Here is a 25,349-nt window from a genome sequence, read left to right on the forward strand (position 1 = left end):
CTTGCGTCAGGGCCGTTTCCAAGTCGTTTTGGCCGACAGGGCGCTGTTCATATCTGGTCGCAAGTCTTGCACGTATCCGGCCGCCAACGCGGATCAATCCACCGCATCGTTCGTTGGGTCGTGCGCGATAACATCGGCAAGCTTCCCAAACATCACAGCCTTGCTAAGGGGCGTGACAGCTGAATTTACATGATAGAATGTTGCCGTTCGCTGTGTCAGACGGTGCGCCTGAGCGGCAAAAGACGACAACTGTTGTATGACTGACCTAGTCTCTCGGCACCGGGATTACAACGTAAGCTGACTGGGTTCCGGTCTTAAGACCACCAACGCCTGCCAAAAGAAGAAGACACGCAAGCTTTCCCACAATCCGTCCAACAGCTTACCTGATCCGCTTGCCCACGATGACCATGTGATCGCGCAGATGATCGCAGTTGCCCAAAGCGCATGCTGGTCGGCGCGGGCATTCGCATGTGAACGTGTAAACTGTTTTGGTCAGAGCCCAATTGGTTAAGGCCGCGCCGCGAACCGCTTCGCAGTGGCGTCTTGCAATCCAATCAATGCTGTGTTTCGTTTTGAACTCTGAAAGCTGACACGGACTCTGTCCGAACGCATCAGAAGACAAATCACCATAATGGTGACCAGGGAGGAAACATGAAAAATTCAATGATCGGCGCGCTCGCCGTATCCACAATGCTGACGCCGATTGCCGCGTCTGCGCAAACAGAAATCCAGTTTTGGCATGCGTTTACTGGCCGTCTTGGCGAATTGGTCGCGGCGCAAGTTGAAGAATTCAACGCAAGCCAAAGCGACTATGTTGTCGTGCAAAGTCACAAAGGCAACTACTCGGAAACACTGAACGCTGGCATTGCGGCGTTCCGCGCGGGCGAACAGCCGCATATTCTTATGGTGTTCGAAGTCGGCACAGCCACAATGATGGCCGCCACAGGTGCCGTGCGCCCCGCATATGAAGTCATGGCACAAGCGGGTGGGGCCCTTGATCAAGACGCATATATCGGCGCGGTCAAAGGGTATTATACGTCCACGGAAGGCGACATGCTGTCCTTGCCATTCAATGCGTCTACACCTGTTTTGTGGGTCAACCGCGATGCAATGGCCGCAGCGGGCGTCGATCCTGACACTGACCTGTCCACATGGCAGAACGTCGATGCGGTGCTGACTGCGCTTCAGGAAGGCGGAGAGGATTGCCCTCTTGTCACCGCTTGGCAAAGCTGGATCCATCTGGAAAACTTCTCGGCCTATCATGACGTCCCATTTGCATCTCAAGACAACGGGTTTGCGGGTGTGGACACGGAATTGATGCTGAACGGGGAAGCGCAGATCGCGCATCTGACGGCGATGGGTCAATGGGCGCAGGATGGTAAATTCATCTATACCGGACGTCGCAATGAAGGTGGTGCGAACTTCCGTTCCGGCGAATGTGCGTTGTTTACCGAAAGCTCGGCAGGGTACGCAGGTATCACCGCAGAGGCCGAATTCGACTTTGATGTGCGTCCGCTTCCGTATTGGGAAGGCGTTGGCAACGCGCCACAGAACACGATCATTGGCGGGGCCTCTTTGTGGGTCATGGAAGGCCACGAGGCCGATGAATACACGGGCGCCGGCGCATTCCTGAACTTCCTGTCGTCTTCGGATGTCCAAGCCAAGTGGCACCAGGACACGGGCTATTTGCCGATCACAGCCGAAGCGAGCGCCGCAACCGCGGCCTCCGGTTTCTATGAAGCAAATCCCGGAACAGACATTGCGGTAATCCAGATGACCGCAAACGAGCCGACGGCCAATTCCAAAGGCCTCCGTCTTGGGTCGTTTGACCAGATCCGCGGCATCATCGACGAAGAGCTCGAAGCGATCTGGGCTGGTGACAAATCCGCCCAGGAGGCGATGGACAGTGCCAAAGAGCGTGGCGACGCCTTGCTGCGCCGCTTTGAAGCTGCGAACCGCTAGGTTCTAAACGGCAGGCCTCGTAGGGGGCCTGCCGATTGCAGGCGGGGAGACCATGGAAAAACGCGTCATATTTCGGGGCTGGTTACTGCCCGCATTGCTGATTGCACCGCAGGTTTTGATTTCCGCGGTCTTCTTTTTCTATCCGGCGGGTCAGGCGATATGGCAGTCGCTGTTCATACCCGACCCCTTTGGCCTGTCATCGCAATTCGTGGGCCTTGGCAATTTCGAATTTCTGCTGAGTGACAGGTTTTATCGCGCCTCCTTTGCGACTACGGCGGTGTTTTCCATCCTTGTAACACTGTGCTCGATGATCCCCGCCCTTTTCCTTGCCGTGATCGCGGACCGCTTGATCAAAGGGTCAGGCGTTTACCGCACGATGCTGATCTGGCCTTACGCTGTCGCACCTGCAATCGCAGGCGTTCTCTGGCTCTTTATGTTCAACACCCGTGTGGGCGTCGTGTCCTGGTACCTTGGCACCCTTGGCTATGACTGGAACCATGTGCTGAATGGTGGCGAGGCGATGGGACTTGTTGTTGTCGCATCCGCATGGGGGCGGATCAGCTATAATTTCCTGTTCTTTTTTGCCGCACTGCAGGCTGTGCCCCGCTCCGTGATCGAAGCCGCAGCCATTGATGGTGCACGGTTCTGGAAGCGGTTCTGGACGATCGTTCTGCCACTCCTGTCGCCAACGACGTTCTTTTTGTTGGTGGTGAACGTGGTCTATTCCTTCTTTGAAACCTTTGGTGTGATCCACACGATCACCTCTGGCGGACCGCAACAATCAACGACGATCTTGGTTTATAAGGTCTTCTCGGACGGCTTTGTCGGGCAGGATCTGGGGTCGTCCTCGGCACAATCCGTCATCCTGCTTGTCGTTGTGGGCCTGTTGACGATCATCCAGTTCAAGTTTGTCGAAAAGCGGGTGCATTACTGATGGCGCGTGAAATCCATGGCATGGTCGAGAAACGTGGTGCGGGCCTTTGGCTGACCCATGTCTTTATGATCATAGGCGTTCTGGTCATCTTCTTTCCGATCTGGTTGGCATTTGTGGCCTCCACGGTCACGCAGCCTGAGATCGTCAGGCCACCCATGCCCCTTTTGCCCGGCGACCAGTTCGTCGAGAATTACACCAAGGCGCTGTTTTCGGGCGTCAACGTCCCTGTCGCGACGATGCTTTTCAATAGTCTGATCATGGCAATCGGCATTGCCGTGGGTAAAATCGTGATCTCGCTGCTCTCTGCCTTTGCGATCGTCTACTTCCGGTTTCCGGGCCGGATGATCTTTTTCTGGATGATTTTCCTGACACTGATGCTGCCGGTTGAGGTGCGCATCGTGCCAACCTATGAGGTCGTTGCGGGCTTTGGGATGCTCAACAGCTATGGAGGTCTGATCTTTCCGCTGATCGCCTCTGCCACGGCCACATTCTTGTTCCGCCAGTTTTTCCTGACGATCCCCGATGAACTGGCCGAGGCGGCCCGCGTTGATGGCGCAAGCCCGATGCGGTTCTTCTGGGATATTGTTGTTCCGATGAGCCGGACCAATGTCGCGGCGCTGTTTGTTATTCTGTTCATCTATGGGTGGAACCAATACCTGTGGCCCCTTCTGATCACGACCGATCCGGAAATGAACACCATCGTCATGGGGATTAAACAGATGTTCCCATCAGGCGATGACACGGCTGACTGGCCTGTGATCATGGCAACCTCAATTCTTGCAATGATCCCTCCGGTGATCGTTGTGATCAGTATGCAACGGCTGTTTATCCGCGGCCTCGTCGATAGCGAGAAATAAGATATGGCAACGGTTTCCCTCAAGGACGTCAAGAAAAGCTTTGGCGCAACCCATGTGATCCACGGCATCACAACCGAGATCGAGGATGGCGAGTTCATCGTCATCGTCGGGCCGTCCGGCTGTGGAAAATCGACTTTGCTGCGCCTTGTTGCAGGGTTGGAGACATTGACCGCCGGTGACGTCTTGATCGGCGGCGAGCGCGCGAATGACAAGGAGCCGATGGACCGCGACATCGCAATGGTGTTCCAGAACTATGCGCTTTATCCGCATATGTCAGTGCGCCAGAACATGGGATACGGGCTGAAAATCGCCAGAATGCCCAAGGATCAGATCGACGCAAAAGTCGTCGCTGCCGCGAAACTGTTGCAACTTGAGCCGCTGCTTGATCGTAAACCAAAGCAACTATCGGGTGGGCAACGCCAGCGCGTTGCGATGGGCCGCGCTATCGTGCGAGAACCGGCCGTGTTCTTGTTTGACGAACCTCTTTCAAATCTGGACGCAAAACTACGGGTTCAGATGCGTCTTGAAATCAAAGAGCTACAGTCCAAGCTGGGTATCACATCGCTCTATGTCACCCACGATCAGGTCGAAGCGATGACGATGGCGGACCGCATGATCGTCATGAACGGAGGGATTGCCGAACAGATCGGTACGCCTCTGGAAGTCTACGAAACACCCCGCACGCTGTTCGCGGCACAGTTCATCGGAAGCCCCGCTATGAACATCGTGGACGCCGAGGTGAGGGGTGGGAAAATTCTGTTTCAGGGGCAGATTGTAGCAGAGGCCAGTGGCGCGGATGGGCCAGTAAAACTAGGCGTTCGGCCAGAACATCTTGTCCCAGATGAGGCAGGGCCGTTGCGTGTCACCGTGAAACTGGCGGAACCGCTTGGTGCGAATACTCTTTTGCATGGCGCAATCGAAGGGTCGGCCGATAGCTTTACGGTCAGCCTGCAAGGTGTCCACCAAGCCGCCCTCGTCAGCGATGTGCGCAGCTTTCACATCGAACAGGGCAAAGCCCATATATTTGACGTTGAAACAGGCCTGCGCCGCGCGGCAGATACTGACAAATCAGTCTCTGCGGGCTGAGTTGCACCAGCGGTTTCTCTAAGTCGTCACATCCATTCGCGCAGCAGTCGATTGCGGTGCATCAGCAGCGCCTTTGAATGCCAACCAGCGACGCGCGAGACCGGGCTTAGAGCTGCCTTTCGCTGCAGCTTCTTTGAACGTCAAAGATCCTTTGGTGCACGCGGCCTAGTAGCTGTACTCGGCATAAATCCGTTTCAGATCACCGTCCCAGTCGCCGTTGTAGTGCGCCAAAAGCTCATCGGCGGGTGTCATGCCGCTCTCGACGCTTTCGTGAAGCGCATTCAGGAAATGGGTTTCATCGGCAATCAGGCCACCGGCGCCCGGTTTCGCCCGGGCCTTCAGACCTGCGTGAGAAATGGCCACGACCTCGCGCGCCAGATCATGCATGTTGATCCCGTCAACCTGCGCCTGCAAACCATCGACCGAGGCCGCCACACGCAACGCTTCGCGTTGTTCGGCGGTCCAGTTCTTGCAAAGATCCCATGCTGCATCCAAAGCGGTTTGGTCGTACATCAAGCCGGTCCAGAACGCTGGCAACGCACAAAGCCGCCGCCAAGGGCCACCATCCGCGCCGCGCATTTCAATGTACTGCTTTACGCGGGCCTCGGGGAACACGGTTGTCAGGTGATCGGCCCAGTCTGACAAGAGCGGTTTTTCCCCCGGCAGTGCAGGCAATTCACCTTTCAGGAAATCACGGAACGACATGCCCAGCGCGTCGATATACTTGCCATCGCGATAGACAAAATACATCGGCACATCGAGAACCCATTGCACCCATGCCTCAAACCCGAAACCCTCTTCGAACACAAATGGCAACATGCCTGTGCGCGCCGCATCCAGATCGCGCCAGATGCGTGACCGCCAAGATTTATGGCCGTTGACCTTGCCCTCAAAGAACGGGGAATTTGCAAAAAGGGCGCAGGCCACGGGCTGCAACGCCAAGGCCACGCGCATCTTTTGCACCATGTCCGCCTCGGACCCGAAATCGAGGTTCACCTGCACCGTACACGTCCGGCGCATCATCGCCGTCCCCATGGTGCCCACTTTTTCCATATAATTGTTCATCAGCTTGTAGCGGCCCTTGGGCATCAGCGGCATTTGCGCATGCGTCCACTCAGGCGCGGCCCCAAGGCCGATAAACTTTACGCCGATCTCATCCGAGACGGATTTGACCTCGGCCAGATGGACATTCACCTCGTCACAGGTCTGGTGGATGGTCTCGAGCGGTGCACCGGACAATTCCAAAGCGCCACCGGGCTCAAGGCTCACGTTGGCACCATCTTTGGTCAGGCCGATGATCTTGCCATCTTCCTCGACACGGTCCCAGCCGAAACGGCCCTCAAGCCCTTCAAGCACCGCTTTGATCGACCGCTCACCTTCATAAGGCAGCGGAAGCAGTGAATCCTGACAAAAGCCGAATTTCTCATGCTCGGTGCCGATGCGCCAATCTTCTTTGGGTTTGCACCCTTTGGACAGGACTTCGGCCAGTTGATCGTGATTCTCGATGGGGCCGCCGCCGGACTGAGGAATGGACATGAGGCAACGCTCCGCTGTTGATCAAGTGTTATCGGAGACCTGCACCAAGCTCGGTGTCAATGCAAGAGCGGCTTGACACGGCTCCATACTGTTACCCGCGCATCAGGTGTGTGTGACAGCACATCCAGCACGGTGTTGGTTTTGATGTCGGGCAAGGCGGCAAAGACGTCGAACAGACCTTCGGCCCCTGCCGCGTTGATCGGAATCGAGAGCACATGTCCGTCAATGCCCGTCAATATCCAGCTTGGGTCAGGATGGCTTGTGGGGTCTAACTCGAGCTTGCTCAGATCACCCACATCCATCACGCCGCCATCCAGCGGGCCGAAATAGGCAAGGCGCCGTTCCCTGATCTGCACCACGCCAGCGCCATCCCCGTCCTGAGCAAAGCGCGCGCGTTGCAGGGCTGCGACGGCCCAACCGGCACCCAGCACTATAAAGATCACACCGAGCCATTGGGTAATCCCAACACCCGTCAGCGCCCACCATATGCCAAAGACAGCGAGGCCTGCGGCGATGATGACCTCCTGCCAGTGCCGGAAAAAGGCGCGGACCTCGGGGCGGAAAAAATCATCCATAGATCACCTGTGGGTCTTGATAGATCAGAATACGGAAATCGCCTGTGCGGCGAAACCCGATCGCTTCATAGGCTTTGCAAGCTTGCGGTGAGGCGGCAAAAAGACTGGCATTTTTTGTGCCCGCATCGCGGGCCTGTGAAAGATGCAGCGCAACGGCACGGCGGGCATAGCCGCGCGCGCGCAGCGCGGGGGGCGTGTAGACGCCGCCGATCTGTACCGCTTCGGGCAGGACTGCGTTGAACCCCGTCATCGCGACAGGCGTGTTGCCTTCATACAGCACACGGTGGGTATCCGCTTCGATATAGCCAACAATATCTTTGACGGCGGTCATGGCATTATCCTCACCCGGCATCGGCAGCACTTCTTCCAGATAGGCACGCCGCCAGCCGACCACCAGTGCGCGCGGCGCATCTTTCAGGGGGGCCAGACGAAATCCGGTGACATCGGGGATAACCAGATCATCCAGCGACAAAGCATAGAGCGGCTCAGCCGTATCCAGCCCCGGATCACCCGATAGTCCCAAGACTGTGCGCAGGGCAGCAACCTGTGCGGCATCGCCCAAGACTCCCTTTATGCTATGTCCATGCAAAACCACCTTCACATCGCCCCATGGGCTGGTGGGGCATTGCGGGAACACCATGCCTTCCTCGGATATGCAGAGCACATCTACCAAAGCCCCCGCTTGCCAGCGCAGCCAGAACCGCATTGCACGTGGATGCCCTCCCGCCATGCCATACCGCCGCAGGTTCGACAGCGGGAACATGGATGTCGTGATGTGCCGGGTCAGGAAAGCCTCAATTGCCGGGCGGTCCGCGTCAACCGCAGGGATCATTGCCAGTCGCCCAGGGCCTGCTGCCAGACGGTCAGCGCAGCCACTGCCGCTGTATCCGCACGCAGAATGCGCGGGCCGAGGCTGACAGGATGCGCAAAAGCCAAGGCGCGCAAGCGATCACGTTCGGCAGGTGAAAACCCGCCCTCCGGTCCGATCAGGATCGCCCAAGGGCCATGCATGTCAGGGAGCGCCACAGGATCACCGATCAAAACTTCGTCACAAAACATCAACTGCCGCTCTGGCGGCCAGTCTTTGAGAATACGGTCCAGCTTTACCAGATCATCCACGGGCGGCACAAAAGTACCGCCACATTGCTCGGCGGCCTCGACGGCATGGGCCTGCAACTTATCCTGTCGGATCCGGTTTGCGCTTTGCGTGAAATCGGTTTGCACCGGACAAATCCGCGCCGCCCCCATTTCAACAGCTTTTTCGACGATAAAGGCCGTGCGTTCCTTACGGATTGGCGCAAACAGGAACCATAAATCAGGGGGATTTTGCTGGGGGTTGGTCTGGGCAGAACACAAAAGCACCCCACCCTTCTTGCCCGCCTTCACCACCTGCGCATCCCACTCACCATCAGCCCCGTTGATGAGCGACAGCACAGCGCCTTCCTCCAGCCGCATCACCCCGAAAAGGTAATGCGCCTGTTCGCGCGTCAGCGGAACCGTTTGCTCTTCCCCCAGAGCCTGATCTACATAAAGCCGAACCTTGGATGCCATGAGCGGACCATATGACCGAAAATTCCCAGATGCCAGAGCCGAGCAGCGCCGTTGCCGACGCCGTCAAAGACAATTGGGTGGACCGCCTAGCACCGCGCTTTAGCCGGCCCTATCTCCGGCTCAGCCGCGCTGACCGCCCGATCGGGACATGGTTGCTTTATCTGCCATGCCTTTGGGGCCTGTCGCTCGCGGTATTGGCGACGGACAGCTATGGCAGCCATGATCTTTGGACAATTGTCGGCTGCGGGATCGGGGCGTTCTTGATGCGCGGCGCGGGCTGCACTTGGAACGACATCACAGACCGCGATATTGACGGATCGGTTGCACGTACACGGTCGCGGCCTATTCCTTCGGGTCAGGTCACAGTGCGCGGTGCGCTGATGTGGATGGTCGCACAGGCGTTGGTCGCCTTCCTGATCCTGATCACGTTTTACCCGACCGCAATCATTCTCGGCATACTCGCATTGGCACCGGTGGCGATCTATCCTTTCGCAAAGCGTTTCACATGGTGGCCGCAGGTCTTTCTTGGCATCGCGTTCAACTGGGGGGCTTTGCTGGCATGGGCCGCACATACCAATAGCATCGGCCCTGTCCCCATCGTGCTCTACTTCGCAGGTATCGCATGGACGCTGTTTTACGACACCATCTATGCGTTTCAGGACGCCGAAGATGACGCGCTGATCGGGGTGAAATCCACCGCGCGGCTCTTCGGTGAAGACGCCCGCAAATGGCTGCGTTTCTTTTTGACTGTCACGATTGTGCTCTTTGGTCTGGCTGTCCTGCTTGCGGCCTCGGAACGGTCTATCCTGTCTTTGGTCATCGCCATCGGCGGGCCATGGGCGCTTGGCTGGCACCTGACATGGCAACTCAGCCGCTTTGACCCTGATGATAACGACGGATTATTGCGGCTCTTCCGTTCAAACAGGAACGCCGGACTAATCCCTCTGCCGTTTTTCGCCTTAGCTCTTCTGGTGTGATTGAACACCGCGACGACTGGGCCTATGCAGAGACCAAACGAGTAGTGGACCCAGATGCGCCTATCCGCCATTTTCATACGCCTGATTGTTTTCTCGGCCGCAGCCTTTTTGTCGGTCGCCGCAGCCCGCACAACGGTAGCGGTCGTCGAAGAGCGCTCTGTGATGGCGGTGCAAGAAACCCTCGTAGATCAAGGCTACGAATGGGCCTCGGTACTTGGTGACGGGCTTCAGGTCATCCTCGAAGGCGAGGCACCGACAGAGGCCGTACGCTTTCGGGCCATTTCGGCTGCTGGCGGCATGGTTGATGCAAGCCGCGTGATCGACAATCTTTCAGTCGCCGATTCGGCGATCATCCAGCCCCCGCAATTCGCAATCGAAATCCTGCGCAACAATGCCGGTGTCTCGCTGATCGGGCTGATCCCCGCTACAACCGACCGCGATGCGCTCGCCGAAAGGATCACCGATATCGCCGATGGCCTGCCGGTGACAGACCTTCTGGAGGTCGCGGATTACCCAACGCCACCGAATTGGCGCGCCGCAGTAAGCTATGCCCTGCGGTCGCTCGAGATTCTGAACAAATCAAAGATATCGGTGAACGCGAACCGCGTGATCGTGAATGCGATCTCTGACAGCCCCGAAGAAAAGCGCCGCTTTGAGGTCGCGCTGGCGCGTAACATGCCAGACGGGATCCGCGTCTCGGTCGAGATCAGTGCGCCACGGCCAGTCATTTCGCCTTTCACAACACGGTTTATTCTTGATGAGGAAGGCGCACGTTTCGATGCCTGTGCCGTCGACACCGAAGAGGCGCTGAGCCAGATCATGGCCGCCGCTTCCGAGGCCGGCTTTGATGCGCAGGCGAACTGTGTCTTTGCACTCGGCGCACCCTCACGGACATGGGGCGAGGCCGTTGCACAGTCTATAACTGCGGTAAAAAACATTGGTGGCGGCACGATCACTGTCTCTGACACAGACGTCACGCTCATCGCTCCCGCGGGCACCGGACAAGCCACATTTGACAACATTGTAGGCCGTCTGGAAAACTCGCTCCCCGATGCCTTCGCCCTGACGGCTGAACTGCCCGATCTGCCAAGCGATACGGCCGAGGAACTGCCCCAGTTCACGGCCACGCTCAGCCCCGAGGGTGAGGTGCAACTGCGCGGACGCGTGCCGGATGACATCACCAATACGGTCGTCGAGAATTTCGCCAGCGCCCGCTTTGCCCAGCGCAATATCACGATGGGAACACGGGTGGCCGAGGGTCTGCCAGCGGGCTGGTCGGTCCGCGTTCTTGCAGGGATCGAGGCGCTCTCGGAGCTTTCCAATGGCGCGGTGATCGTGGAGCCGGAAAATATGACAGTCCGCGGCAATACCGGCAACGAAAATGCCAGCGCCGCAGTCTCACGGTTGCTGATCGAAAAGCTGGGGCAGACCGCCGATTTTGATATCGACATCACCTATGTCAAAGAACTTGACCCCATCGCAGGCCTGCCCACACCAGAAGAGTGCATCGCCCAGATTATCGCGGCAACCGAAGGACGCAAAATCACCTTCGACCCTGGATCAGCAGACCTAACCATCGACACACAACCTGTCGTCGATGACATTGCAGACATCCTGAAGAAATGCGGCGATCTTCGGATCAGGGTGTCCGGCTTTACCGATAGTCAGGGGCGTGAAGTGATGAACCAACAGTTGTCCCAAGACCGCGCCGATGCGGTTCTGACAGCTTTGCGCGCACGCCGGGTGCCGGTCTCTACTTTCGAATCCATTGGTTTTGGCGAGGAAAATCCGATTGCCGACAATGACACCGAAGAAGGCCGCGAGGCAAACCGGCGCATTGAGTTCAGCCTGATCCTGCCGGAACCGCCCGCCGAGGACGTGTCGGTCCTTGATGAACTCGCCGAGGAATTGACCGAAGAAGAGGCCGCGACAGATGCAGATGACAGCGCAGCAGAAAGCGAATAGACGAAACCAATGAACAGAACAGAATTCATCATCGCAACGGCCGTTATCCTTTTTGTGGCCTTTGTTCTGGGTTGGTTTGCAAGCTGGCTGGTGAACCGCTTTACGCGCGTGACCAAAGCGGAGATCGGCGAATTGGACAAGATGGCCCAAGCGCTGCACGAAGCCGAGGAAACCCGCGATCAGGCGATCACCTATCTGCAACAACGCGAAGCCGAGATCACCAACCAGCTCAGCCAGACCGAAGCCGAGCTGCGCGCTGCAATGGACGGTTTGCGGGAAGCACGCCAGGAAGCCGAAGAACTGCGCGGCTATATTGAACGCAAAGAAGGTTAAAACGCGCTAGCGCGGGGCGGCTGCGCGTTTCAGGCGGTCATTGATTGCCTGCCCCAATCCATGATCCGGAATAGGTGAAACGGCAATCTTGTCGGCCCCCATCGCGTCAAGCTGATGCAGACAGGCAAAAAGACGCGCCGCCGCCTCGGTCAGATCGCCCGCAGCAGACAGGTTCAGATCCGCATCCACCGGACCAAACCCCAGCAGGACTTCGCCCTCTTCGGCGTAAGGTGCGTTTAAACGCACCTTACCGCGCGGCGCGTAATGCGATTCCAACTGCCCGGGTGCGGTCGGCATGGCCGGATCTGCCGGACGCGCCAGAGGACGCCCCAAACAGGCCTCAAGCGCCTCGCGGGGAATACCACCTGCGCGCAACAAAGCCGGTTCACCCACGCAATTCACAATCGTTGATTCCACGCCGACCGGGCAGGCGCCCCCATCCACGACGGCATCAATCCTGCCCCCCAGCCCAGCCGCAACATGCGCGGCTGTCGTCGGGCTGATACGGCCCGAGGGATTGGCCGAAGGTGCGGCCACAGGACCACCAAAACGCGCCAGCAACCCGAGTGCGACAGGATGGTCCGGAACGCGGACTCCCAAAGTCCCAAGTCCCGCCGTCACAAGTTGTGACACCCCTGCATCGGCCCGCAGTGGCAGCACCAGCGTCAGCGCACCGGGCCAGAACGCCTGCGCCAGTGCGCGGGCTGTGTCATTGAAAACGCAAAATGTCTCGGCCCCCGCCAAATCTGCCACATGCACAATTAGCGGGTTAAAGCTGGGGCGGCCCTTGGCGGCAAAAATCTTTGCGACTGCCGTATCATTGCGCGCATCCGCACCCAGCCCGTAGACCGTCTCGGTCGGAAATGACACCAATCCGCCACCCGCCAACAAGGCCGCAGCCTTCTCCAAACCGGCAACATCCGGCGGCAGTATCAGGGATTGTTCATCGGTCATGACGTGGCGTTTTGGTTGATGGGTGGCCGCACTACGATAGGTTAGCCGCATAGCGGATGCTTAGCCCGCACCTTGGCCTTTGCCAAGCGGCTGCATAATTTGGAGATGAAGCAATGCCTTATCGCGCGCCTGTCAGCGATTTCCGGTTTTTGATGGACCATGTGGTCGGCTTTGATCAGGTCACAGCGACCGATCATTTTTCTGAAGCCACGCCTGATATGACCCAAGCGATTCTCGCCGAAGCTGCCAAGATGTCCGAAGACATCATCGCCCCGCTGAACCGCGCGGGCGATCTGCACCCCGCCCATCTTGAGAACGGCATTGTGCGCACCAGCCCCGGTTTTGCCGAAGGGTACGACGCTATCGCGACAGGTGGCTGGATCGGCATGTCCGCCAGCCAGACGAACGGCGGCCTTGGCCTGCCCATGACACTCACAACGTCGGTCAATGAAATGCTCGCCGGCGCCTGCCTTGCGCTGCAACTCAGCCCGCTGATGACCCAAGGCCAGATCGAGGCGCTGGAACACCATGCCTCGGACGCGATCAAGGACCTCTACATTCCCAAGCTGATTTCCGGCGAATGGAGCGGCACGATGAACCTGACAGAACCGCAAGCGGGGTCTGATGTGGGTGCATTGCGCACCAAGGCCGAACCCAATGGCGACGGGACTTATGCGATCACCGGTCAGAAAATCTATATCAGCTGGGCCGACAATGATTTCACGCAGAACGTCTGCCACCTTGTGCTGGCACGCCTGCCGGACGGTGTGGCGGGCACCAAGGGTATCAGCCTGTTCATGGTCCCGAAACTGATCCCTGATGCAGATGGCAACCCCAGCACACCGAATGATCTGCGCGTGGTCAGCCTTGAACACAAAATGGGCTTGCACGGCTCGCCCACCGCGGTAATGGAATATTCCGGCGCCACAGGTTGGCTAGTGGGCGAAGAGCACGGTGGCATGGCCGCGATGTTCACCATGATGAACAACGCGCGGCTGGGCGTCGCAACCCAAGGCGTCGGCATCGCCGAGGCGGCGCTGCAACACGCCCTCGCCTATGCCCAAGACCGCAAACAGGGCAAAGCGCCCGGAAGCGGGGCGATCCTTGAACATGCTGACGTGCGGCGCATGCTGACTACTATGAAGGCCGACACCTATGCCGCCCGCGCAATCACTTTGATGAACGCTATGGCGATCGACATGGCACATGCCACAGGCAGCGCCGAATGGCAGGCGCGTGCAGCCTTCCTGACACCCATCAGCAAAGCTTTCGGTACCGATGTGGGCTGCGAAGTTGCAGCGACCGGTATTCAGGTCCACGGCGGCATGGGCTTTATCGAGGAAACCGGCGCCGCCCAATACGCCCGCGACGTGCGCGTAGCCACGATTTACGAGGGCACCAACGGCATTCAAGCCATGGACCTTGTGGCGCGCAAACTGATGGACGGGGGCGAGGCCGCATTCCGTATCCTAGAAGAGATCGAACAGGGTGCCGAAGCTGCCAAAGCAAGCCATCCACAACTGGCCGAAGCGGTCTGGCAAGCGGCAGAGAGCCTGCGTGAAACCACTGAATGGCTGGCCACTCAGGACGATCTGAACGCCCGCTTTGCAGGGGCCGTCCCCTATCTGCGGGCCTTTGCGCGGGTTCTTGGCGGACATGTGCATCTTGCCAGCGCCGTCAAAGGCGATGCCAGCCGCGCCCGCCTTGCAACCTTCTACATTAAACGTATGCTTCCCGAACACACAGGCCTTTTGGCACACACTCGTGAAGGGGCAACTGATCTTATGGCCATCACCGCAGACGATCTTGCCGCATAATGCCTGACGACCAACGCGGCATCCGGTATCCTTTTCAGGATCTGCCCGCAGAGGGTGAGGCAATCACGGTCGCACCAGACGTGCTGTGGATGCGCCTGCCCCTGCCGATGAAACTGGATCACGTCAACGTCTACGCGCTGGACGACGGCGACAGCTGGACAGTGATCGACACAGGCTTTGCGTCCAAACGCGGGCGGGCGAACTGGAGCACTCTGCTGCAAGGTCCGCTGGCTGGCAAACCTGTGGGACGCGTCGTTGTCACCCACCACCATCCCGATCACGTCGGGCTAGCCGCGTGGTTCATGGACCAAGGTGCAAGTCTTGCCATGCCGCGCACCGGCTGGCTGATGGCGCGGATGCTGACGCTGGATGTGCAAGAAGTGCCAAACGCGCAAGCGCTGCATTTCTATACCCGCGCAGGGATGGACCCCGCGGTGCTGGAAAGCCGCAAAACCGAACGTCCCTTTAATTTTGCCGATTGCGTCGCTCCGCTGCCGCTGGGTTACACCCGTCTCGTGGATGGCGACACAATCACAATGGGCGGGCGCACATGGGATATCCGCATGGGCGACGGCCACGCCCCCGAACACGCAACATTCTGGAGCCAAGACGACAATCTGGTCATCGCTGGAGACCAGCTTCTGCCGTCAATCAGCCCGAACCTCGGCGTCTACCCCACAGAACCCGAGGCCGATCCCGTCACCGACTGGCTGACCTCCTGCGAAAAGTTTCAAAGCGTGGCACAGAATGATCACCTCGTGCTTGGTGGCCATAAACTGCCGTTCACGGGGCTGCCGACGCGGCTGGCGCAACTGATCGACAATCACCACGGCGCGCTGAAACGCCTGATGGAGCACCTGACGGAACCCCATAGCGCGGGCGAGTGTTTCATCCCACTTTTCAAACGTAACATCAGCGGGGGCGAATACGGTCTGGCGTTGGTCGAGGCGGTCGCCCACCTTAATCACCTGCACCAGGCGGGCCTTGTGACACGGCAACTGCGCGATGATGGCGCATGGGCTTATCAGGCGGCCTAGGCCGCGACCAATCCATCCAGCGTTTTTACCCCTGCGACCGTCATCGCACACATCGTGTCGGTCGGAATGGCACTCCACCGTGCAGCAGTCCCGCACAAAGGCTCGGACGCGAGCGAACGGCCGCCATTATCCAGTACACCCGAGGCATAAAGTGACGGTGCGTTGCCGGTAGTCGCATGGCGGAACGCGAAAAGCGTTTCTCCATCGGAGAAAACACACGTGATCTTGATAGGGCCATTATCACCGGCAGGGCCGATTTGCGCCAGCGTCGCGCGCATCGCCGCAGCCGGATCAGCCTCGAGCCCGTTTGCCAGCAGGGTGAAGAAAATCATCTCGCTGTCGGTTGTACCCTGCATCGCCTCAAACAGTTGATCGGGGAGTGCGGCCAGCATACGACGCCGGATCGCTTTGAAATGCGGGATCTGGCCATTATGGCAAAACGACCATTTACCAAACTTGAACGGATGACAGTTCGCGCGGCTGGTCTCGCCCACGGTAGAGGCACGGATATGCGCGATGAACAGACGCGAATGTACCATGCGGCACAGGTTTGTCAGGTTCTCATCCGCCCACGCAGGCAGGACATCACGGTAAAGGCCGGGGGCTTTATCCGCGCCATACCAGCTGATCCCGAAGCCGTCACCATTCACGGTCAGCTTGGCTTCATTCGCATGCTGGCTTTGCGCCAGCAACGAATGGGCAGGACGCACAATAATATTCTCGAGCGGGATTTCAGGGCCGGTATAGGCCGCGATACGGCACATATCAGTGGCGGCTTTCGATCCGGGCGTGAAGGCGCTTGAGAATGCGGCTAGCGGTGGTCTCACACAGCGCGGGCACAATCGCATGGACCAAAGCGGCAAGCGCAGCGGTGCCCAACCAGAACGCAAAGCCGAATGCAAAACGCATGTGCTGGAAATAGGTCTCATCCACGGTGGCAGGGTGATCCAAGAAAAGGGAGGCGAGCGGGTTTTTGCGGGATGAGGTGTGCGATGCGTCAGACATGAGAGCGGGTTCCTTTTTTGCTTTCCAGCAAACTATCGAAGACCGGCTGCGCAGCGATCCCAAATATGATTGCCTAATCTAATCGTTTTGGGATAATGTCCCAATTATGAGCCATTCTCTGGACACTATAGACCGCGCAATCCTGCGGATCATTCAAACCGATGCCACACTGTCGGTCGATGACATCAGCGACGCCGTGAACCTGTCGCGCAATGCCTGCTGGCGGCGGATCAAAGCGCTCGAACAGTCGGGTGTTATCAAAGGGCGCGTCGCATTGGTCGATCCCGCCAGCGTGGGGGTACCATTGACGGCAATGGTCCTGATCCGCACGAACGCCCATGACGCGGATTGGATGAAGCGCTTTCAAACGACGCTACACAGTTTTCCGGAAGTGGTCGGCGCCTACCGGATGACGGGGGATCTTGATTATGTCTTGCGTGTCCGCGTGGCAGACGTGCCGGCCTATGACGCCTTCTACAAACGCCTGACCTCACGGATTTCTGTCTCGGATATCTCGGCCAGTTTCGTTATGGAGGAGATCAAGGAAACAACCGCGGTGCCGCTATGACAAAGACGACTATGGAAATTGAAACGTCAGCCGAATTGCTGGAAAACGACATCCTGCCAAAGTGCCGCGAGATCCACACGAACCCTGACGCGCAAACCCTCACGGCGCATAAAACACCCAAAGCACTCAAAACGCCCAACGCGCAAAAGAGCCCCGCGCAATGGGCCTATGAGCGGATCATCATGTACATCCAGAACTTTGAAGCGCAGCTGGACAACGATCACGAGGTCGGACTGGGCCTTGCCGGTGGCAACACTGGTGTGATCAAGATCGAGGGTCTGGGCTATTATGACCCCGACATCGTGACGTATTACGGCATCGACAACAGCGGCGCACGCACCCAGCTGATCCAACATGTGAGCCAGCTGAATGTGACCCTGGTCGCGAGCCCAAAACACAGTGACCAGCCCGAACCCACACGGATCGGGTTTCAACTGGCCACGGCTTTGGATAACGACGCAGATGTGACCACCTGACCGCGTGACAGCACGAAATGAATCGGCTATGCGCAGTACAAACAGATAACGAAGGAGCCAACCGATGGCTGACCACAAACACGGTGAAATGGATATTACTGTTCAGGAAAAAACCTTTGAGGGTTTCATGAACATGACAACGAAGGCAACGATCGCGATTGTTGTTTTCCTGATTTTCCTCGCGCTGATCGCTGTATAATCTGTCGTGAACCGGCGCAGTTTTCTAGTCGGCCTGCCTCTGGCGCTTTCAGCCTGCACCGCCCAAGAGGTGTGGGCCCCTGAGGATGTCGTGACGCGGGCAATCCACCGTAAGCCCGGACGCAATTACCTGACGCTTTATACGATGAAGTATGTGCGCACTGATGCCGGCGCTCATACCGCACTACTGATCAACGCGAGCCAGCGGGTGCTTTTTGATCCTGCGGGCACGTTCGAGCAAGAGGTCATGCCTGAACGCAATGACGTGCTCTTTGGGGTCACCCCACGGCTGGAGAAGTTCTACGTCAGCTTCCACGCACGAGAGACATTTTACGTCGTCGGACAAACGGTTGACGTCTCACCCGAAGTTGCCGAACAGGCGCTGAACATCGCGCTTGTTTCCGGCCCGGTCCCTCAGGCGAACTGCGCCCGCGCGACGTCACGCCTGCTGCGACAGCTTCCAGGGTTCGAAAGCATTAATCAGTCTTGGCGGCCGAACAAAGTCGAAAAAGACTTCGCAGAGCTTCCCGGTGTCACCACCTTGGAGTACCGCGAAAACGACTCTGATGACAAAACCCTCGCACTGGCAGAGATCTCGGCCATCCTCAGAGAACGGCCGTGATCCCAATTCCGGCGTAAAGCGTGATGGCACCGGCGAAAATGGCCCATAGCACGTTGCGTGTCCAAAGGCCGGCCGCGACCGTGGCAATTGCCGCCAGCATCCGCACAGGATCAAACTGCCCATCGGTTGCCGCCGGCCAGAGCACCAAAGGCGCCACCATCGCGGGCAGAACGGCAACAGGTGTGTAGCGCAGCAGGCGCAGCACAAACTGCGGCATCGGACGGTCACCGATCAGACCCAAAAACGAGAACCGGATCAGAAATGTCCCAATCCCCATCAGCGCGATAATCGTCCAGATTTCAACCGTCGAGTAATTCATTGCGCACGCTTCTCCAGCCAAACCTCGACCAATGCGCCGGTCAGCATCGCCGTCCCCGCCGCAATCAACAGGCCTGTTCCCGACGGCAACCCCACCAGTAACACTCCCACTGACACCGATACCGCTGCCGCTGCGGCATGCGCCAGCGATTTCACCATAGGGGCGACCAACGCCAAGAACATGATAGGCATAATGAAATCCAGCGCCCAAGCGTCCGAGATCGACTTGCCTGCCACAACGCCAACATATGTCATTAAAAACCACAGCGGCGTAATTGGCGTAGCTGCTCCGACAAAATAGGCAAACCGTTCGGGCACGCTCATCGCTGGGAGCGCCTCATAACGCGAGATCGACAAAAGATAGGGCTGATCGAAGTTCAGATAGGCGACACAGGCCCGCTGCCATAAAGGGGCAGCCCCCAGATAGGGCACAAGCGATGCCGAATACATCGCCATCCGCAGGTTGACCGCCAACGCCGCCAACAAGACAAAGGCAATGCTCGCGTTTTCAACCATCATCTGCAGGGCGGCAAACTGCGACGCGCCTGCAATGACGAGCACCGAAAACCCCATAACCTGTGCCAAGGTCAGGCCTGCATCGGTGGCGATCACACCAAACACCATGGCAAAAGGTGCGGCGACCAGAATGAATGGCGCACCATCGCGCAGCCCGGCCCAATAGGCCGAAGTTGCAGGTGTTTTCATGGTAGAAGTCGTCATGGCTTTGCCCTAGCCTCACGCAGGTTATATCTGCCTTTACCCATGCGCACAGGAAATGACAATTGGCACAGAACTTCGATACCTCTGGCTACCTGATCGCCCCTGATCCGGGTGCTGCGCGCCTGACGCGGGCGGTCACCGGCACGGATCAGACAGGGGCAACTGTTGCACTGAACGTGGTTGAGGAACGCCCGCTGACAATCTTTCTCAATTCCCAGGAAATTGTCACCGCCATGACGATAGGCGACTATCCCGCCTATCTGGCACTTGGTTTTTTGCGCAATCAGGGCATGTTGCGCGCGGATGATGTGATCACAGGTGTGGACTACGACGAAGAGCTTGAAACCGTTGTGGTGCGCACCGAAGCGCAAACCAGCTATGAAGACAAGCTCAAGAAAAAAACCCGCACCAGCGGCTGCGCTGTCGGCACGGTCTTTGGTGACATGATGGAAGGGCTTGAAGGTGTCACGCTGCCACCTGTCCAGATCCGCACATCCGATCTTTACGCGCTGGCCGCACAGATCAACCGCACCCCCTCACTCTATCTCGAAGCCGGCGCAATCCACGGCACGATCCTGTGTCAGGACAACCGTCCGCTGGTCTATATGGAGGACGTGGGCCGCCACAACGCCGTCGATAAAATCGCAGGCTGGATGCTCTCCGAAGGGATCAGCGCTGCTGACAAAATTCTCTACACTACAGGCCGTCTGACTTCCGAGATGGTGATCAAAACCGCGATGATGGGCATCCCTGTCCTCGCCTCCCGCTCCGGCTTCACCGCGTGGGGGGTTGAGATCGCCAACCAGATCGGCCTGACGCTGATCGGGCGCATGAAAGGGCAACGTTTTGTCTGCCTCTCGGGCGAAGAGCGCCTGATCCGTGACGCGGACCCCGCCCTGATCGCCGATGAGCCCCGCAAAATGGGACGTAAGGCAAGCACATGAGCATCGCATCATCTTGCCCCATATACTCCCGCCGGAGGCTCCAACAGACAACCAACACGCAGGTTTCCCGATGAAGCACCCCCTCGGCGTCATTCTCGCAGGCGGTCAGGCCACACGCATGGGTGGGGGCGACAAGGGACTGCTGCCTTTGGGCAGCGGCACAATCCTGTCGCATGTGATCGACCGACTGGAACCGCAGGTCGCAGGCCTCGCGTTGAACGCCAACGGGGATCCCGCACGCTTTGCCCACCTAAACCTGCCGGTAATCGCTGACAGCATCGACGGGTTCGCGGGCCCCCTCTCGGGTGTGCTCGCGGGGCTGGACTGGGCCGCCACACAAGGGGCCAGCCATATCGTGACAGCCGCGGCTGACACGCCTTTCTTTCCATGCGATCTGGTGCCGCGCCTGTTGCAAGCCGCCGAAGATGCGGGCACGCAAATTGCCCTGTCCCGCACGCCGGATGGCCGCCACCCCACCTTCGGGCTCTGGCCCACCGTCCTGCGCGATGACCTGCGCGCAGCCCTCAATGACGGGTTGCGCAAGGTCGTGCTGTGGACAGATCAACACGGCTGCGCCACTGCCGCATTCCCTGACGACTCTGCCTTTTTTAACGTCAACACCCCTCAGGACCTCGTACAAGCGGAACATATGCTATGAAAATCTACGGCGTCACGGGCTATAAGAACGCAGGCAAGACCGGCCTCATGGAACGGCTGGTTACAGAGATCACAAGCCGCGGCTTCACTGTCTCGACCCTGAAACACGCGCACCACAGCTTTGATGTCGACCACCCCGGCAAAGACAGCTATCGCCACCGCCACGCTGGTGCCCATCAAGTGCTGCTTTCATCAGCGACCCGCTGGGCACTTATGACGGAATTGCGCGACAATGACGAAGTCCCGCTTGCTGATCTTCTGGCAAAACTCGACCCTGTCGATCTGATTTTGGTGGAAGGTTACAAACGCGACGCCCATCCTAAAATCGAGGCCTATCGCGCTGAAAACAAGCACCCCGTTCTGGCCCAAGAAGACCCCACCGTGCGTGCCGTCGCAAGTGACTGTGCGCTTGACGTGACACAACCACGCTTTGATCTGAATGATACCAAGGCCATCGCCGATTTCATCCTCTCCGAGGTCGGCCTGTGATCTTCGACACTTTCCTCATGGTCGACTGGTCGGGCGGCAATGACCGCGGGGCGACCCCGAAGAAAGACGCCATCTGGGTCTGTGCAGCACGCGGCGGCATGGCCGATGCCCCCCTTTACATGCGCAACCGCCACGTTGCCGAAGAATGGATTACCGATTTTCTGAAAGCGGAGACAGACGCAGGCCGCCGCGTCCTTGCCGGTTTCGACTTTGCCTTTGGCTACCCCGCTGGTTTTGGCAGAACCTTGATCGGCACCGATGATCCCTTCGCTTTGTGGGACTGGTTCGCCGCGCGCGTGCAGGACGACCCCAAGTCCAACAACCGCTTTGATCTGGCTGGTGACATCAACGCACACTTCCCCGGCACAGGCCCCTTCTGGGGCAACGGGCTGCAACGCGATATTCCGCATCTGCCGCGCAAAGGATTGGCACGCGACGGCCACGGCATGCCTGAGAAACGCAAAGCTGAAGAGCAGGCCAAAGGCGCGTTCCCCGTCTGGCAGCTGTCGGGTGCGGGGGCGGTAGGCAGTCAGGTGATCATGGGATTGCCCATGCTCGCCCGCCTGCGCAAAACCTTTGGCGAGACACTCACCACTTGGCCGTTCGAACCGCTCTCGACACCTATCGCACTGGTCGAAATCTGGCCCTCGCTGATCGCAAAAAACATCGCCGCAACCCTGCCCGAGGGTCAGATCAAAGACGCGCATCAAGTGCAGGTCATGGCCGAGACGCTTTCGGCGATGACCGCAGAAAACCTTGCCCGCCTCCTCGACGTACCCGCCAACACAGAAGGCTGGATTCTCGGCCTTGGCCATGAAGCGCTGCTGACACAAGGGGCCCTTCCGCCCCCGCTGAAAAACGACTGCTTTGCGATGCCGCAAGGCGCACATTGGACACCTGTCGACACGGCCCTCGACCATTTGCGCCGCGAGCTGTCCTGCGTCACAGGCACGCGGAACATCCCCCTCAAAGACGCCGCGAACTGTATTCTGGCAGCGGATGTCGTGGCTGCACGCGCGCATCCGCCCGCCCCCAATGCCGCCGTTGACGGCTATGGTTTCGCAGGCCCCGCCCCCGAAGGCATCAACCGCTTGCCCTTGGTGCAAGGCCGCGCGGCGGCAGGCGCACCATTTGCCGGAAACGTCCCCGCAGACCACGCGATCCGTATTCTGACAGGGGCGAACCTGCCGCAAGGCGTCGACACCGTGGTGCTGCAAGAAGACGTCAGCGCGACCGCCTCGGACGTCAGCTTTCACGGCCCTATCAAACAGGGCGCGAATGCGCGCAAAGCAGGCGAGGATATGCAGGCAGGGCAGGTCATCCTGCATGCAGGGCGCAAGCTTACCGCAGCAGACATTGGAACGATGGCCGCTGCCGGTGTGAACAAACTTCGCGTTCATCAGCAATTGAAGGTTGGCATTCTCTCGACCGGTGACGAGCTGCGCGATCCCGGCGACGCGACGACCGACGGCCAGATCTTCGATGCAAACCGCCCCATGCTATCGGCTTTGGTCGGGCAATGGGGTTACGATGTGATCGACCTTGGCCGCGCGCCTGACAACCGTGACCGCCTGCGCAACATTCTGGATGACGCTGCACGCCGCTGCGATGTGATCGTGTCATCCGGCGGCGCATCTGCGGGGGACGAGGACCATATGTCTGCCCTGCTCGAAGACACAGGGTCCTTCGCGCTTTGGCGGATTGCCATGAAACCCGGACGCCCGCTTGCCATGGGACAATGGCAGGGTAAGCCCGTCTTCGGCCTGCCCGGTAATCCGGTTGCGGCGATGGTTTGCGCGCTGGTCTTTGTCGCGCCTGCTCTGCGGGTTCTGGCAGGTGGCACATGGCAAACCCCCGCGCGCTATATGGTGCCCGCCGGTTTCACCAAATCCAAAAAGGAAGGCCGTCGTGAATACCTGCGCGCGCGGATCGAAAACGGCACCGCAGTGGTTTTTCCCTCCGAAGGATCAGGCCGCGTATCCGGGCTTAGCTGGGCAACAGGGCTTGTGGAGCTCGCTGATCCGGCGCAAAAGGTCGCACCCGGTGATCCGGTTGCGTTTCTTCCATTCCATAGTTTTGATGCATGAAAATTACTGTTGGCATACCCGAAAAAGACCGCGAGGAAGCGGCTATCCTTTACTGGGATGCCTTTGGTGAGAAGCTCGGCTTTACGATGGGCCCCAAATATCAGGCATTGATGTTTGTGCGCTCGGTTCTGCGACCAGATCATGGCATCTGCGCCCATGACGACAACGGACGGCTGTTGGGCATTGCGGGTTTCAAGACCGCGCAAGGGGCTTTGGTTGGTGGCGATTTCAACGACCTGCGCAAGGTCTATGGCTGGGTCAGTGCCGCTATTCGTTGTTCGCTTCTGTCCTTGCTGGAACGCGACACCGAAAATGAGCGCTTCTTGATGGATGGGCTTTTTGTCGCCCCCGAAGCGCGTGGTAAGGGCGTGGGCACTGCGCTGCTGGACGCGATCGTGGATGAGGCACGGCGGCGGGGCTTTGATCAGGTCAGACTGGATGTGGTCGACACCAACCCGCGCGCCAAGGCGCTTTACCGGTACGTGGGTTTCAAAGAGGTCAAAACCAGCAAAATCGGCCTTTTGAAACACGTCTTTGGCTTCAGCGCCTCAACGACAATGGTCCGTGACGTCTAGCCCGCACCAATCAACGCACCCGCACCAAAGACCAGCGCACCGCCCAGAACCACCTGAAAAATGGCCTTGAGCCAAGGTGTCTGCATATAGCGGTTCTGGATCCAAGCGATCGCCCAAAGCTCGACGAAGACGACCATCAATGCGATAATCGTAGCGGTCCAGAAATCGGTGATGAGATAGGGCAAAGCATGGCCCAGCCCCCCGATTGTTGTCATCACGCCCGCCGCCAGACCGCGTTTGTATGGCGATCCGCGGCCCGAGATCTGGCCGTCATCCGAAGCGGCTTCCGTGAAGCCCATCGAGATGCCGGCACCTACCGATGCTGCCAAACCGACAAGGAAGGTGGTCCATGTGTCTTGGGTCGCGAAAGCCACCGCAAAGATCGGCGCAAGGGTCGATACCGAGCCGTCCATCAAGCCGGCAAGCCCCGGCTGTACCCATGTCAGCACGAACTGCCTGTGCGCCGCCGTCTCTTCCTCTGATTTGGTGTCACCCGCAAGATGCACTTCGGCCAGTTCCTGGGCCTTGTCCGAATGACCTGCCTCGGCAGCCGCGAGATCACCCAAGAGTTTACGCGTTGCCGCATCGGTCGTTGCAGCGGCAGCCGCCAGATAGAACCGCTCCGCATCACGCTCCATCTGGGCGGCCTCATCACGGATGCGTTCAAGCCCGAGGTTTTCGACCAGCCAGACTGGACGGCGGGCATAGAAGCCCGAAACATGTTCGCGGCGGATCAGCGGGATCACTTCGCCAAAACGTGTGCGGTGCAAATCAATCAGCCGTTGGCGGTGGCCGTCCTCTTCTTTGGCCATCCCGTCAAAGATGGCCGCTGAGGCGGGGTATTCCGCACGCAGCCGTTCAGCATAGCCACGATAGATACGGGCATCATCTTCTTCCGATGAAATCGCCAGCGCCAGAACCTCTTGCTCTGACAGTTCGCTAAAGCGGCGGCGGTAACCGAATGATTGCAACATACGTGCGATCCTTTCTTAGAATGGTTCTAAGTTAGGATCTGTAGCAGAAATCTCAAGCAAAAAGGCAAAACAAATCATTCACTAAATGTCTTGCAATCTGAACTAAACGGTTTAGATAGGGGTCACGCACAG

At 58.6% G+C, this 25,349-nt stretch carries 28 protein-coding genes; 18 read left to right on the forward strand and 10 right to left on the reverse strand.

Annotation, left to right across the window (positions count from 1 at the left end; translation table 11 throughout):
• Positions 1-651: 651 nt before the first annotated feature.
• Genes ugpB through B0B09_RS10460 form a run of 4 tightly spaced genes read left to right on the forward strand, consistent with a single transcriptional unit; the run spans position 652 to position 4,839 of the window.
• Positions 652-1,962 carry a sn-glycerol-3-phosphate ABC transporter substrate-binding protein UgpB gene (ugpB, locus tag B0B09_RS10445; protein WP_055293614.1) on the forward strand — a complete coding sequence of 437 codons (1,311 nt, stop codon included), beginning with the start codon at positions 652-654 and terminating at the stop codon, positions 1,960-1,962.
• 52 nt (positions 1,963-2,014) lie between these two features.
• The gene (gene ugpA, locus B0B09_RS10450) at positions 2,015-2,896 is read left to right on the forward strand and encodes a sn-glycerol-3-phosphate ABC transporter permease UgpA (RefSeq protein WP_055293612.1); all 882 of its coding nucleotides are present in this window, start codon (positions 2,015-2,017) and stop codon (positions 2,894-2,896) included.
• A gap of 20 nt (positions 2,897-2,916) precedes the next feature.
• Positions 2,917-3,753, forward strand: a complete 837-nt coding sequence (ugpE, locus tag B0B09_RS10455; RefSeq protein ID WP_055294657.1) for a sn-glycerol-3-phosphate ABC transporter permease UgpE — start codon at positions 2,917-2,919, stop codon at positions 3,751-3,753.
• 3 nt (positions 3,754-3,756) lie between these two features.
• Positions 3,757-4,839, forward strand: a complete 1,083-nt coding sequence (locus tag B0B09_RS10460) for an ABC transporter ATP-binding protein (protein ID WP_076659503.1) — start codon at positions 3,757-3,759, stop codon at positions 4,837-4,839.
• Between the two features lie 165 nt (positions 4,840-5,004).
• Here the strand turns inward: B0B09_RS10460 and B0B09_RS10465 are convergent, their stop codons facing one another.
• From B0B09_RS10465 to B0B09_RS10480, 4 genes are read right to left on the reverse strand one after another with little or no spacing between them, the layout of a single operon-like run.
• Positions 5,005-6,375 carry a glutamate--cysteine ligase gene (locus B0B09_RS10465; protein WP_076659504.1) on the reverse strand — a complete coding sequence of 457 codons (1,371 nt, stop codon included), beginning with the start codon at positions 6,373-6,375 and terminating at the stop codon, positions 5,005-5,007.
• Positions 6,376-6,431: 56 nt separating this feature from the next.
• On the reverse strand, positions 6,432-6,950 hold the full coding sequence (locus B0B09_RS10470; RefSeq protein ID WP_076659505.1) for a hypothetical protein: 519 nt from the start codon (positions 6,948-6,950) through the stop codon (positions 6,432-6,434).
• Positions 6,943-7,782 carry a GNAT family N-acetyltransferase gene (locus tag B0B09_RS10475; RefSeq protein ID WP_076659507.1) on the reverse strand — a complete coding sequence of 280 codons (840 nt, stop codon included), beginning with the start codon at positions 7,780-7,782 and terminating at the stop codon, positions 6,943-6,945. Before B0B09_RS10475 ends, B0B09_RS10470 begins: the two co-directional genes overlap by 8 nt.
• Complete coding sequence (locus B0B09_RS10480; RefSeq protein WP_076659509.1) at positions 7,779-8,501, reverse strand: 16S rRNA (uracil(1498)-N(3))-methyltransferase; 723 nt, start codon at positions 8,499-8,501, stop codon at positions 7,779-7,781. Before B0B09_RS10480 ends, B0B09_RS10475 begins: the two co-directional genes overlap by 4 nt.
• A gap of 11 nt (positions 8,502-8,512) precedes the next feature.
• Here B0B09_RS10480 and ubiA point away from each other — a divergent pair, with 11 nt between their 5' ends.
• From ubiA to B0B09_RS10495, 3 genes are read left to right on the forward strand one after another with little or no spacing between them, the layout of a single operon-like run.
• Entirely contained in the window at positions 8,513-9,478 is a 966-nt protein-coding gene (gene ubiA, locus B0B09_RS10485) for a 4-hydroxybenzoate octaprenyltransferase (protein ID WP_076659510.1), read from the forward strand.
• 54 nt (positions 9,479-9,532) lie between these two features.
• On the forward strand, positions 9,533-11,443 hold the full coding sequence (locus B0B09_RS10490) for an OmpA family protein (RefSeq protein ID WP_076659512.1): 1,911 nt from the start codon (positions 9,533-9,535) through the stop codon (positions 11,441-11,443).
• 9 nt (positions 11,444-11,452) lie between these two features.
• Entirely contained in the window at positions 11,453-11,776 is a 324-nt protein-coding gene (locus tag B0B09_RS10495) for a hypothetical protein (protein WP_055293595.1), read from the forward strand.
• Positions 11,777-11,782: 6 nt separating this feature from the next.
• Here the strand turns inward: B0B09_RS10495 and B0B09_RS10500 are convergent, their stop codons facing one another.
• Positions 11,783-12,730 (reverse strand): L-threonylcarbamoyladenylate synthase, encoded by a 948-nt coding sequence (locus tag B0B09_RS10500; RefSeq protein ID WP_076659513.1) that lies wholly within the window; start codon positions 12,728-12,730, stop codon positions 11,783-11,785.
• 113 nt (positions 12,731-12,843) lie between these two features.
• On the opposite strand from B0B09_RS10500, the gene B0B09_RS10505 reads away from it, so the two are divergent.
• Together B0B09_RS10505 and B0B09_RS10510 are read left to right on the forward strand one after the other, a co-directional pair.
• Positions 12,844-14,547 (forward strand): acyl-CoA dehydrogenase, encoded by a 1,704-nt coding sequence (locus tag B0B09_RS10505; RefSeq protein ID WP_076659514.1) that lies wholly within the window; start codon positions 12,844-12,846, stop codon positions 14,545-14,547.
• On the forward strand, positions 14,547-15,584 hold the full coding sequence (locus tag B0B09_RS10510; protein WP_076659516.1) for an MBL fold metallo-hydrolase: 1,038 nt from the start codon (positions 14,547-14,549) through the stop codon (positions 15,582-15,584). The genes B0B09_RS10505 and B0B09_RS10510 overlap by 1 nt, the downstream gene beginning before the upstream one ends.
• Here the strand turns inward: B0B09_RS10510 and B0B09_RS10515 are convergent.
• Positions 15,581-16,411, reverse strand: a complete 831-nt coding sequence (locus B0B09_RS10515) for a class II glutamine amidotransferase (protein ID WP_242654375.1) — start codon at positions 16,409-16,411, stop codon at positions 15,581-15,583. The genes B0B09_RS10510 and B0B09_RS10515 overlap by 4 nt on opposite strands.
• Positions 16,350-16,589, reverse strand: a complete 240-nt coding sequence (locus B0B09_RS10520) for a DUF6356 family protein (RefSeq protein WP_055293584.1) — start codon at positions 16,587-16,589, stop codon at positions 16,350-16,352. The genes B0B09_RS10515 and B0B09_RS10520 overlap by 62 nt, the downstream gene beginning before the upstream one ends.
• A gap of 106 nt (positions 16,590-16,695) precedes the next feature.
• Here B0B09_RS10520 and B0B09_RS10525 point away from each other — a divergent pair, with 106 nt between their 5' ends.
• From B0B09_RS10525 to B0B09_RS10540, 4 genes are all read left to right on the forward strand, one after another.
• Positions 16,696-17,157, forward strand: coding sequence for an Lrp/AsnC family transcriptional regulator (locus B0B09_RS10525; protein ID WP_076659520.1), 462 nt, complete (start codon positions 16,696-16,698; stop codon positions 17,155-17,157).
• Complete coding sequence (locus B0B09_RS10530) at positions 17,154-17,633, forward strand: DUF6173 family protein (protein WP_084190777.1); 480 nt, start codon at positions 17,154-17,156, stop codon at positions 17,631-17,633. Before B0B09_RS10525 ends, B0B09_RS10530 begins: the two co-directional genes overlap by 4 nt.
• Positions 17,634-17,697: 64 nt before the next feature.
• A complete protein-coding gene (locus tag B0B09_RS10535; protein ID WP_076659524.1) occupies positions 17,698-17,832 on the forward strand; it encodes an aa3-type cytochrome c oxidase subunit IV in 135 nt (44 codons plus the stop codon).
• A gap of 6 nt (positions 17,833-17,838) precedes the next feature.
• Positions 17,839-18,453 (forward strand): hypothetical protein, encoded by a 615-nt coding sequence (locus tag B0B09_RS10540; protein WP_110549934.1) that lies wholly within the window; start codon positions 17,839-17,841, stop codon positions 18,451-18,453.
• On the opposite strand, the gene B0B09_RS10545 is transcribed toward B0B09_RS10540, so the two are convergent.
• Together B0B09_RS10545 and B0B09_RS10550 are read right to left on the reverse strand one after the other, a co-directional pair.
• Entirely contained in the window at positions 18,437-18,772 is a 336-nt protein-coding gene (locus B0B09_RS10545) for a branched-chain amino acid transport AzlD family protein (RefSeq protein ID WP_076659525.1), read from the reverse strand. The genes B0B09_RS10540 and B0B09_RS10545 overlap by 17 nt on opposite strands.
• Positions 18,769-19,491: an AzlC family ABC transporter permease gene (locus B0B09_RS10550; protein WP_076659527.1), complete on the reverse strand. Its 723-nt coding sequence runs from the start codon at positions 19,489-19,491 to the stop codon at positions 18,769-18,771. Before B0B09_RS10550 ends, B0B09_RS10545 begins: the two co-directional genes overlap by 4 nt.
• A gap of 62 nt (positions 19,492-19,553) precedes the next feature.
• Between B0B09_RS10550 and B0B09_RS10555 the strand changes: the two genes are divergently transcribed.
• The 5 genes from B0B09_RS10555 to B0B09_RS10575 all read left to right on the forward strand — a co-directional run bounded on the left by B0B09_RS10555 (position 19,554) and on the right by B0B09_RS10575 (position 24,243).
• Positions 19,554-20,435 (forward strand): formate dehydrogenase accessory sulfurtransferase FdhD, encoded by an 882-nt coding sequence (locus B0B09_RS10555; protein WP_076659529.1) that lies wholly within the window; start codon positions 19,554-19,556, stop codon positions 20,433-20,435.
• A 70-nt stretch (positions 20,436-20,505) separates the two neighbouring features.
• Entirely contained in the window at positions 20,506-21,093 is a 588-nt protein-coding gene (gene mobA / locus B0B09_RS10560) for a molybdenum cofactor guanylyltransferase MobA (RefSeq protein ID WP_076659530.1), read from the forward strand.
• Positions 21,090-21,581: a molybdopterin-guanine dinucleotide biosynthesis protein B gene (gene mobB / locus B0B09_RS10565; protein WP_055293569.1), complete on the forward strand. Its 492-nt coding sequence runs from the start codon at positions 21,090-21,092 to the stop codon at positions 21,579-21,581. The genes mobA and mobB overlap by 4 nt, the downstream gene beginning before the upstream one ends.
• A gap of 17 nt (positions 21,582-21,598) precedes the next feature.
• Positions 21,599-23,668 (forward strand): molybdopterin-binding protein, encoded by a 2,070-nt coding sequence (locus B0B09_RS10570; RefSeq protein ID WP_207552150.1) that lies wholly within the window; start codon positions 21,599-21,601, stop codon positions 23,666-23,668.
• A complete protein-coding gene (locus B0B09_RS10575; RefSeq protein WP_076659534.1) occupies positions 23,665-24,243 on the forward strand; it encodes a GNAT family N-acetyltransferase in 579 nt (192 codons plus the stop codon). Before B0B09_RS10570 ends, B0B09_RS10575 begins: the two co-directional genes overlap by 4 nt.
• On the opposite strand, the gene mbfA is transcribed toward B0B09_RS10575, so the two are convergent.
• Positions 24,240-25,217, reverse strand: a complete 978-nt coding sequence (gene mbfA, locus B0B09_RS10580; protein ID WP_055293563.1) for an iron exporter MbfA — start codon at positions 25,215-25,217, stop codon at positions 24,240-24,242. The genes B0B09_RS10575 and mbfA overlap by 4 nt on opposite strands.
• Positions 25,218-25,349: the final 132 nt, after the last annotated feature.

The organism is Yoonia rosea (genome assembly GCF_900156505.1).
In the GTDB taxonomy this organism is placed as follows: domain Bacteria; phylum Pseudomonadota; class Alphaproteobacteria; order Rhodobacterales; family Rhodobacteraceae; genus Yoonia; species Yoonia rosea.